The following is a 10,154-nucleotide window of genomic DNA, read 5'->3' on the forward strand; positions in this document are numbered from 1 at the left end:
CGTTAGGACGATAGAACAGGCTTTCAAAAACAAAAAAAGGCGCTCAAGGCGCCTTTTCACTGCGTGCTTAACCGAATTAAGCACGCTTGCGTTGCACTAAAGAAATAACTGCCAGGCCTGCCAGCAAAAAGCCTAAGGTATCTGGCTCAGGCACTACACTGTTGCTCACACTCGCCTCTGTATTCACACCTAATGCAATAGAGCCCAGGCCACCAGGCACTTCATTTTTCACAACCAGTGCCAGCGAATTGAACTCGCCAGAGATCGCCGCAAAGGTGTAGCTCAAATATGTCAGGCCGGTACCACTGGTGCTTGTCCATGACCAATCGCCTACATCAACACCATTGACCAGTACATCCCAATCTACTGACGCGCCTTGTGACAGCACATTCTGAGTGACATTCAACTCCAGTTCCAGGCTGGTCGTGCCAAACAGGCCGGATCCGCTAAACGTTTCACTCACTTGATCACCACGTGAAACAGACCAGAAATAGCCGATATCTATTGCTGACAGAGAGCCGACAGAACTCACCACATTGGAAGTGTAGCTTGGAAAATTAAAGTTGTATGTGGCGGCATGTACCATGTTTGTGCCTGCCAGCATAAATGCAGACAATGCCGCACCTACGATGCTTTTCATAGCGATCGCTTTCATTGAAAATCTCCCCTGATATATATACATTAATTAAATTGATGCCGGCGAAATGCTAGTGCATTTTAATGGCAATGTCGAGTGACACTCAGACTAGGTCATCTTTAGTCATTGCTCATGGATCAAGATGCAGACATCACGGCGTTGATTGTTGCGCGTAACCTATTTGGTTTTCGCCAGCAATTCGTCCAGTTCAGCATCTTTCAACTTGGCCGCAATGGTTTCAGCTTGTTTAACCAATAACGCAGCGCCCGCGGCATCGCCTTGTGCACGTTTGTTTTCTGCCCAATAAATCGCGGTTTTAGCTTCATAGAACTCACCACCATTGTCATGGGCATATTCCATCAGGCGCTGGTAGGTTTTGTCTGCACTCACGTAATCTTTTTTTGCTGAAAACAGCTGACCCAAGGTCAGGCTGGCTTCTGCGTATTGATCAGGTGTGCCAGACTTGCGCAGCATCATGACGCCTTTTAATTGGTGCTCGATGGCTTTATCTACTTGTTGCAGTTTCTGGTAGGCCATGGCTTCGTGAATGAAACTGTCAGCGCGCTCGTCGTCGTTCATGGCGAGTTTTTCGCCGACTTCAAATGACTTGAGTGATTCAGCGTATTGGCCGATCTCGAAATATGCCTCGCCAATCAGGTTGTGTGCAATGCGCGCATAGCGGCGCATATTTTGCTGCTCGCTGAATTTGAGGGCTTGCTGATAACTTTCGAGCGCGGCGTCATGCACTTTAGCTTCAAGCTGTGCGTTACCAAGCAACATATGGGCAGAAATCAAGTCCAGCCCTGTCGGTTTCAAGCTGATGGCTTGTTTAAAACTTTGCTGCGCAGCGGCATTTTGGGCCAGCCCGGATTGTGCACGGCCTTTACACAGCCAGAACTCTGCCTGGCTGGCGTGTTGCTCGGCGACCTGGATGGCTTGTGCATACTGCTGGTTTTTTACCGCGCTATCGCAAGTTTCCAACGCAGCATCTTTAGCCATTGATTCATTAATAATCAATAAATTAAACAATACTATTAAAGTTAATCTTGAATTCATATCAAAATAAATCCGATTGGGTGAGTGAGGTTTCTGAGAGTGTTAACGCAGGTGCTTCAATTAAGTCTGTCGGCGTTGCAGAGGGTTGCAACATCGCAAGTAAAGCAGATTCATCCAGCACCGGTATATTCAGTTGCTGCGCCTTTTCCAGCTTACTGCCAGCCTCGGCGCCAGCCACCACATAACTGGTTTTGGCTGAAACGCTACCGCTAACTTTACCGCCAACCGCTTCAATCATCGCCTGTGCCTGATCGCGTTTGAGCGTGGGCAAAGTGCCAGTGAGTACAAAGGTTTTTCCGGCAAATGTGGCTGATGTGGTTGTTTTGGCAATATCGGCCCACTGCACGCCAAGTGCACGCATCTCGGCAATGACTTCACGGTTGTGTGGTTCCTGAAAAAACTGGTAAGCGGCTTCGGCCACAATCGGGCCGACGTCGTTGACTTGCATCAGCGCGTCCACATCTGCGGCCATCAAAGCATCAAGATTACCGAAATGCTGCGCCAGATCCTTGGCTGTTGCCTCACCGACATTGCGTATGCCTAGCGCGTAAATAAAACGTGGCAAGGTGGCCTGTTTGCTTTTTTCAATGGCGGCCAGCACATTCTGCGCAGACTTCTCAGCCATGCGCTCCAATTCGCTCAATACGGGCAAGTTCAGGCGATAAACATCGTCCAGGTGATGCACCAGGTCGCGTTCAACTAATTGATCCACCAGTTTTTCACCCAGGCCTTCAATATCCATGGCGCGGCGGGAGGCAAAGTGCGTAATCGCCTGCTTGCGCTGCGCCGGGCAAATCAGGCCGCCGGTACAACGTGCCACGGCTTCGTCTTGCGGCCGTACGACGTGTGACCCGCACTCCGGGCATATGGATGGCATGATAAACACGCGTGCGTCTGCCGGTCGTAATTCAGGCTTGGCAGCCACCACTTCAGGAATCACATCACCTGCCCGCCGCACAATCACTGTGTCGCCGATATGAATATCTTTACGGCGTAACTCGTCCTCATTATGCAAAGTGGCATTAGTCACGGTGACGCCACCGACAAATACAGGCTTCAGGCGCGCCACTGGTGTAATCGCGCCAGTGCGCCCTACTTGCACGGTAATATCTTCCACCACCGTGACAGCCTCTTCGGCGGGAAATTTATGGGCGATTGCCCAGCGTGGTGCACGTGAGACAAAACCGAGCGCATCCTGCAGGCTAAAAGCGTTCACCTTGTAGACCACGCCATCAATATCAAATGGCAGGCTACTGCGTTTGGTGCCAATCTCGGCATAATAGTCACGTAGGCCTTGCGCACCAGTTTTAACGCCACGCAACTCAGAGACCGGGAAGCGTAAATCAGCCAGGTATTGCATGGCCTCGGCATGCGAATGCAACGCAGGTACGCCTTCACTAGCCCCCAGGCCATAAGCAAAAAAATGCAAGGGCCGTTTAGCCGTAATATTTGAGTCTAGCTGGCGCAGGCTACCTGCCGCGGCATTACGCGGATTGGCAAATAGTTTGCCACCGGCAGACGCTTGTTGCTGGTTTAGCTTTTCGAAGTCTTTTTTCAGCATCAGCACTTCACCACGCACTTCAAGCAATGCGGGTGGATGTGCAATATTCAGGCGACTGGGGATGGCACGGATGGTTTTCAGGTTATGCGTCACATTCTCGCCGGTATACCCATCGCCACGCGTCGCGCCTTGTACAAACACGCCATGTTCGTAAGTCAGCGTGATCGCCAGACCATCGAATTTGGGTTCCACTGCGTAGTCTACTTGCGACTGGTCTGCGCCTTCACGTACACGCCGGTCAAATGCCTCTAGCTCTTCGTCACTAAAGGCGTTATTGAGCGACAGCATGGCCTGCCGGTGCTGCACACTGTCGAATGCAGCCAGCGCCAGGCCACCTACACGCTGGCTGGGCGAATCTGCCGTAATCAATTCGGGATATTGCTGCTCGAGATCAAGCAGCTGTCGGTAAATGCCATCATATTCATTATCACTGACCAGCGGCGCATCAAGCACATAGTAGTGATAATCGTATTCGGCAATGCGCTGCTTAAGCTGTTGTAAAAGCAGCGCAGCTTCTTGAGCTGGCATATTAAGAGAACAGGCGTTTGGCGTGGCTGCTGCCAGGAGTGATCCCCTGCGCAGCCATGGCATTGGAGATATTTTTCAGTTGCTGGCGGATTTTATCCAGTTGTGCATCGCCGATGGCCTTGCGATTCACATCAATCATGCTGGCACTTAAACTGCTCGCCATGCTTGCAGCAATATCCACCATATGGTCAAACACACGCAAGCTATTTGGCGTGGTCGGGATATCCAGTTGGAACGTAACGCCAGTCATCACGGCCGTTTTCAGCATATCCGCCGAAAACGGTTTACCTTCATAGTTACGCACAGAAAACTCCAGCTGGCCTTCTGTGTTGAATGACTCAAAGCGGCCATCTACACTCAGTTGCATACCACAAGCCTCGGCCAGGCCCCGTAACTTGGTCGCGTGGAACATGCCCTGATTAGCCAGCACATGAAATTCGACTGCTTTATCGACTTCAATACAAAATGCGTCAATAGATTGCGATTGTTGTGACGGCTCGTAACCGCCTTGCCAGTGCACAGTGAGCCCAAGCGCACGCGCTAGGGTTTCCATGGACTTCTGGAATCGTTTAAGGGTTTCTTCATCCACCGGGCCACCGCGGTCGGCCAACTGCAAACTACAGGCAACCTGGCTGGCGGGTGTCTGGTCTTGCAGGGCTTTGGCATCCAGTGCCAGCACATCTTGCCAGTCGCCAGTGGCCGAGCTTTGTGCCCACAACGTTGCATGCTGCGGAAAGGTCCTGACTTCAGCTTGCATGTCTTCGAGCTCTGCCAGCATCACGCCCAGCGGTGCATCGATCAGCCCAACCCAATCCATGGAAGTGTGTACGGCTGCTGGCAGCACAGACTCTTCAATGTGCGCAGTCAGGACGGAGTCATCTTCATCGTCTACTGAAGACTCTTCAGGAAAATCTAAAGTGGGCTGTTCAAAGGCTGGTTGCTGGATGTCATCAAAAGATTGCGCGACGGGCGCGCTTGCCTCAGGTTTGGCTGAAATAACGGGTTCGACCTTCACAGGCTCAACCCTGGCAGGCTCTGTCTTGGCTGGCGTCACTTTTGACGACGCAGCGACTGCTGCTTCACCAGGCTGCTTGTTTAAATTCAAGCCATTTTTATCGAAACTTGCCGTTGTCGCTGCATTAATTCTGGCTTTAGCGGACTCACCTACCGTGAAGTCAGGTTCAACCTTGGCAGACTGGCGCACGCGTGGCTCAGACATCCAGCCTTCGACGTCTTCTGAAACCACATGTTTATCCGTGCTGGCTTTTTTAAGTGGCTCTTTTTTCAAGCCATCGGCTTTAGCAGCATCACTGGTTTTCACAGAAGAAGTGTCGCTATCCAGAACATCACCACGGGTATGGCTAAAACGATATTCAACATCTCTGCGATATTTTTTTTCCTGCCACCAGTTAAAAACTACCACTGCCAGAACGATGCTGACCCCAAGCAACACCAATATCATCCACAAATCAGACATGTGACCTTACAATCCTTAATAACGCTTGCATAATAATACAACAAAACTGGCATTAAGCCGCATGCATGCGTATCGCTTCATCGATATCAACATCGACAATTCGCGATACACCAGACTCCTGCATCGTGACCCCAATCAACTGTTGTGACATCTCCATCGTGATTTTGTTGTGCGACACAAACAGGAATTGCGTTTTTTCTGACATCACACGTACCAACTGGCAAAAACGCTCGGTATTACTGTCATCCAGCGGTGCATCCACTTCATCCATCAGGCAAAATGGGGCCGGATTTAATCTGAATAAGGCAAACACCAGCGCCATCGCCGTCAGCGCTTTTTCGCCACCGGAAAGTAATTGTATAGTGGTGTTCTTCTTGCCTGGCGGCTGCGCAAACACCTGTACACCAGTATCTAGGATCTCGTCACCAAGTAATTCAAGTTTGGCATTGCCGCCATTGAACAAGGTCTGGAACAATTCGCCAAAATTGCGGTTGGCTTCATCGAAGGTCGCACGCAGCTTGCCGCGCGTTTCCCTGTCAATTTTCTGAATGGCCTCTTCCAGCGTTTCACTGGCAGTCAGCAAATCTTTTAACTGGCTATCCAGGTAACCTTTGCGCTCTTTCTCCACCGATAGCTCTTCAATCGCCGCCATATTCACTGGCCCCAGTTGCTGTATCTGTTGCTGTAGCTTCTGGGTATTTTGCGCCAAGGCCTGCGCCTGGCTATCCAAGTCCAGGCCTTGCTGAATCAGCGCCTCATCCAGACCGGTTTCAGCCAAAGCGGACTGGCATTGCTCCACTTGCAGGCGACACTCCTGCTGCTTAAGGCGGCGTTGCTCTACGGCATCCCGCAGTGGATGCAATTGCTGCTCGATTTGCAAGCGATGTCGCTCTTGCGCCTGTAATGCACCCTCCTGCTCCGCAGACTGGTTTCGCGCTTGCGCAAGTGCCTGTTCACAGGTGTGCTGCTGCGTCAACGCGTGGGCCAGATTGGCCTTGAGCGCTTCCATATTGCTAATCGCCAATGCCTGCTCAGTTTCAAGCAGGCGATGCTGCAAGTGCTGGCTTTCCTGTTCATTCTGCGTCAAACGCTGCTGTAAATCGCCCACCGCATTTTTAAGCAGCGTTTGCTCAAACACTTGTGACTGATGTGCTTTTTCAGCCTGCTGTACAGTATCACGCAAATTAAAATAGGTTTGCTCGGCCTGCTGTTTTTGCGTCTGTGTTTCACGCGCGGCTTGCTCTAGCTCGGCAAATTGTGCTTGATGTTTGGCAATCGTTGCCTGCGCCTGTGCAACTTCCGCATTCAGCCCAGCCTGGCGGCTTTCAGCCTGTGCAATATCTTGTTGCAAGGCGGTCTGGCGGCGCAAGGCATTATCATGCGCCTGTTGCAGGCGTGATACCTGCAGTTGCGCTTCGTGCATGCTGCTCGTTAGCTGCTTAATACGCTGGTGGCTTTGCTGTTGTTGCTGGCGCGTTGCCTGCAAACTGGTTTCCAGCGATTGCACTTGCTGCTGCGCAGCTGTGACGTCGTCTTGCGACTGGCTCAAACCTGCCTGCAATGTATCCAATTGCTGCTGACGCTCTAGCACGCCTTGCATTTGATTTTGGCGTCCATGAAAAACGGCACTATATCGCTGGTAAACATCGCCATTTTTGGTCAGCAAGCTTACCCCTGCTGGCAATTTGGCTTGATAATGCGAAAGTTGCTGCACGTCATCTAGCACATACACCCCAGCCAGCCAGTGCTGCAAGGCCGCAGAGACGTCTGCTTGCTTGATCGTCAATAAACTATACAGACTAGGCAAACCATGCCATTGCTCTGGCAATATTTCAGTCGCGATCGCCGCTTGGGCAACTGCCAAAGCCGCTTGCGGATGCGGCAATTGCGACCAGTCAGGGTGATTTTCCGGTAATACCGCATTTAACTTATGCCCCAGGAATACCTCCAGGGCGGGCTGCCACTGGCTATCAAGCTGTATCGCCTGCCACAAGCGCTGCGCTGATTGCATGCCTGTCTTTTGCAGCCACGGACCTAATTGCTGATCCTGCTTCATACTTTGCTGCAGTTTCTGTAGCGACTGAATCTCGGCTTCTAATTGATGCAGCGCGCGCTGGGCCTGTTGCCAGTCATGGCGCGCCTGCTGCAACGCCTGTTGCTGCGTATTTTCTTCTGTACGCAAATGCACCAATTGCAGCTCGTCGTGCTGCAAGGCAGCTTGCTGCTCAGCCAACTGCTGCTGATGCGCGCCCAAGGCCTGCATGTCCGGCAAGGCCCACTGCCCAAGTTCATTCTGCAACTGCTGTAAACGTTGTGCGACTTCAGCCAGGTTACGCTGGATAAAATTCACATTATTTTGTTCCAGTTGCATGTGCTGGCGGCTTTGCTGTACGGCTTGCTGTGCCTGATTTGCAGCTTGCTGAACCACCTGCAATTGGCTCGCTTGCTCTGGCAAGCCTTGCTGCATGCTGTTCAAATCAAGTGCATGCTGCGCTACCGAGCTTTCGCTTGTGGTCAGTGCACTATTTTTTTCTACCAGCTGCATTTGCAGCTGTTTGTGCTGCTGCGCCCTGTGCTCCATCTGCCGCAATAATTGCTGCTGTTCTTGCAACAAGCGATCCCGCGCCTCTTCAGATTGCTTCACCTGCAGTCCAAGGGTGGAGACCTGCGAATTCGCCTCATAAAATGCGGCTTGTGCGGTATGTAACTGATTGGAAGTTTCCTGATGTTGCTGGCGTAACTGCTCAAGCTGCAGCTCGTGATTGCGCAAGCTGGCCATTTGCGCCTCTAAGGCATTCACGGCTTGCTCAACCGCTTGTGAGGCCGTTTCATGTGCTAACACGGCGTCGCGTTTACGTAGCCACCACCATTGCGCCTCGGCTAATTGATGTGCCTGTTGCAAAGCCTGAAATTTTTGCGTCACTAACGCCTGCGCTTCCAGCTTGATAATTTGCTTGTTCATTTCACGCGAAATATCTTCTACGCGTTCAAGATTTTCACGCGTATCCCGCAAACGCAGCTCAGTCTCACGCCGGCGCTCTTTATATTTGCTGATGCCGGCGGCCTCTTCCAGAAATACACGCAACTCTTCCGGCCTGGCTTCTACAATCCGTGAAATGGTGTTTTGACCGATAATGGCATAAGCACGCCCGCCCAGGCCAGTGCCTAAAAACAAATCAGCGACATCGCGTCGGCGCACTGCAATATTATTGATGTAATAGGTCGAGCCTTTATCGCGCTCAATCACCCGTTTGACAGAGATTTCGGCGTATTGACTCCATTCGCCATTGGCGCCCCCCAGGCTATTGTCAAAAATCAGTTCAACACTGGCCCGAGAGATCGGTTTTCGATTGGACGAGCCATTAAAAATAACGGCATCCATGGCGTCGGCACGCATTTCCTTGGCAGACGACTCCCCCAGCACCCAGCGCACGGACTCCATGACATTCGATTTGCCACAGCCATTGGGGCCAACCACACCCACACGTTGCCCATGCAGATGTATGGTGGTCGGATCGACAAAAGACTTGAACCCCGCCAGTTTTAAATGAGTCAGACGCAAAGTAAGAAAACCGCTTATAAGAATTTGAATGGTTGCTTAAGCGGTATAATACCCATTTTTATCAAGAAACAATCAACAAACATGAGTGCAATGAACGAACATTTACTCGGTGGCAAGCCAACAGCCCAAGCGGCAAAGACGCTGGAGACTTTTGATAACCCGAATCCCAACCGCGATTTTCATATTCATATGGAAGTGCCGGAATTCACCTGCCTGTGCCCGAAAACCGGCCAGCCTGACTTCGCAGTGATTTACCTGGACTACATTCCCAACAAATTGTGTGTGGAATTAAAGAGCCTCAAACTGTATATGTGGTCATTCCGTGACGAAGGTTGTTTTCATGAAGCCGTTACCAACCAGATTCTGGATGACCTGGTCAGCGCGATCGATCCGAAATTCATGCGCGTGACTGCCAAGTTTTATGTGCGTGGCGGAATTTTCACCAATGTGGTGGCAGAACACCGCGCAGCAGGCTGGCAGCCTCAGCCATATGTAGAGTTATCGCAATTTTCTGCGCAAAGTAATATTCGCGGATAAAAGCTAAAGCGAAGAAATATCAAGCCCGGCCTGCCGGGCTTTTTATCGCCATGTGATATCACACAAGAATCTAGCATCCCCTTTATACGTTCAGGCGTATCTTCGCAATACGCATAAAAAAGCCCCACATTAAGTGAGGCCTTTTATTTCAGCTGACTACTCAGGACTATTTCTTTCTAGCCACGATCACGCCAATCAGCCCTAAACCCATGACAATCAAGCTCATGCTTTCGGGTTCTGGTACGGAGAGTGGCTCAGAGGCTGCATAAGCCACCGTTGAAATCAGCAGCACTGCAAGTAAGGTTATTTTCGATAGCATATTTGTTTCCTTCTATTTTTATGAATGCCGAATCCCATCATGGGTGCACGTTAATAGCATTAACGTTCGATAAGCCTTAAATCTTTAGCGCCGATTCAATGATTTTCTGGGGGCCAGCTTGAGATATAACTTACCCTGACAGCGCAGTACGAATAATTTATCCCGCACGTAGAAATCCTGAGGATTTTTCGTATGATCTTGCTAGTGAGAGTGTATTAAGAAATAAAACAGATTTTTCGCATATGTGCGATACATCAGCACATATGGATTTTCTACATAATTGAATTTACTGCTAGAAATCACTAAGTGATTTTTGGCGTCCCCACGGGGATTCGAACCCCGGTCGCCTCCGTGAAAGGGAGGTGTCCTAGGCCTCTAGACGATGGGGTCAAAACCTTGGAACTAACCGATAACAACAACTGACAAATTTTGGTGGAGGTAAACGGGATCGAACCGATGACCTCTTGCATGCCATGC

General features: G+C 50.8%; 7 protein-coding genes and 1 tRNA gene. 1 reads left to right on the forward strand and 7 read right to left on the reverse strand.

Annotation, left to right across the window (positions count from 1 at the left end):
- Positions 1-76: 76 nt before the first annotated feature.
- The 5 genes from B3355_RS04915 to smc all read right to left on the reverse strand — a co-directional run bounded on the left by B3355_RS04915 (position 77) and on the right by smc (position 8,821).
- Positions 77-640, reverse strand: a complete 564-nt coding sequence (locus tag B3355_RS04915; protein ID WP_292780863.1) for a PEP-CTERM sorting domain-containing protein — start codon at positions 638-640, stop codon at positions 77-79.
- Positions 641-814: 174 nt separating this feature from the next.
- The gene (locus B3355_RS04920) at positions 815-1,636 is read right to left on the reverse strand and encodes a hypothetical protein (RefSeq protein ID WP_292780867.1); all 822 of its coding nucleotides are present in this window, start codon (positions 1,634-1,636) and stop codon (positions 815-817) included.
- A 58-nt stretch (positions 1,637-1,694) separates the two neighbouring features.
- Positions 1,695-3,782 carry an NAD-dependent DNA ligase LigA gene (ligA, locus tag B3355_RS04925; RefSeq protein ID WP_292780869.1) on the reverse strand — a complete coding sequence of 696 codons (2,088 nt, stop codon included), beginning with the start codon at positions 3,780-3,782 and terminating at the stop codon, positions 1,695-1,697.
- Position 3,783: 1 nt separating this feature from the next.
- Positions 3,784-5,259 carry a cell division protein ZipA C-terminal FtsZ-binding domain-containing protein gene (locus B3355_RS04930; protein WP_292780872.1) on the reverse strand — a complete coding sequence of 492 codons (1,476 nt, stop codon included), beginning with the start codon at positions 5,257-5,259 and terminating at the stop codon, positions 3,784-3,786.
- Between the two features lie 52 nt (positions 5,260-5,311).
- On the reverse strand, positions 5,312-8,821 hold the full coding sequence (gene smc, locus B3355_RS04935) for a chromosome segregation protein SMC (RefSeq protein WP_292780875.1): 3,510 nt from the start codon (positions 8,819-8,821) through the stop codon (positions 5,312-5,314).
- Between the two features lie 90 nt (positions 8,822-8,911).
- Between smc and queF the strand changes: the two genes are divergently transcribed.
- The gene (gene queF, locus B3355_RS04940; RefSeq protein ID WP_019882272.1) at positions 8,912-9,358 is read left to right on the forward strand and encodes a preQ(1) synthase; all 447 of its coding nucleotides are present in this window, start codon (positions 8,912-8,914) and stop codon (positions 9,356-9,358) included.
- A gap of 166 nt (positions 9,359-9,524) precedes the next feature.
- Here queF and B3355_RS04945 read toward each other — a convergent pair whose 3' ends face one another.
- Both B3355_RS04945 and B3355_RS04950 read right to left on the reverse strand, forming a co-directional pair.
- Positions 9,525-9,677 (reverse strand): PEP-CTERM sorting domain-containing protein, encoded by a 153-nt coding sequence (locus tag B3355_RS04945; RefSeq protein ID WP_292780878.1) that lies wholly within the window; start codon positions 9,675-9,677, stop codon positions 9,525-9,527.
- A 314-nt stretch (positions 9,678-9,991) separates the two neighbouring features.
- A tRNA-Glu gene (locus tag B3355_RS04950) sits at positions 9,992-10,067 on the reverse strand.
- Positions 10,068-10,154 lie beyond the last annotated feature (87 nt).

Origin of the sequence: Methylophilus sp. UBA6697 (genome assembly GCF_002454655.1) — a bacterium.
GTDB lineage: Bacteria > Pseudomonadota > Gammaproteobacteria > Burkholderiales > Methylophilaceae > Methylophilus.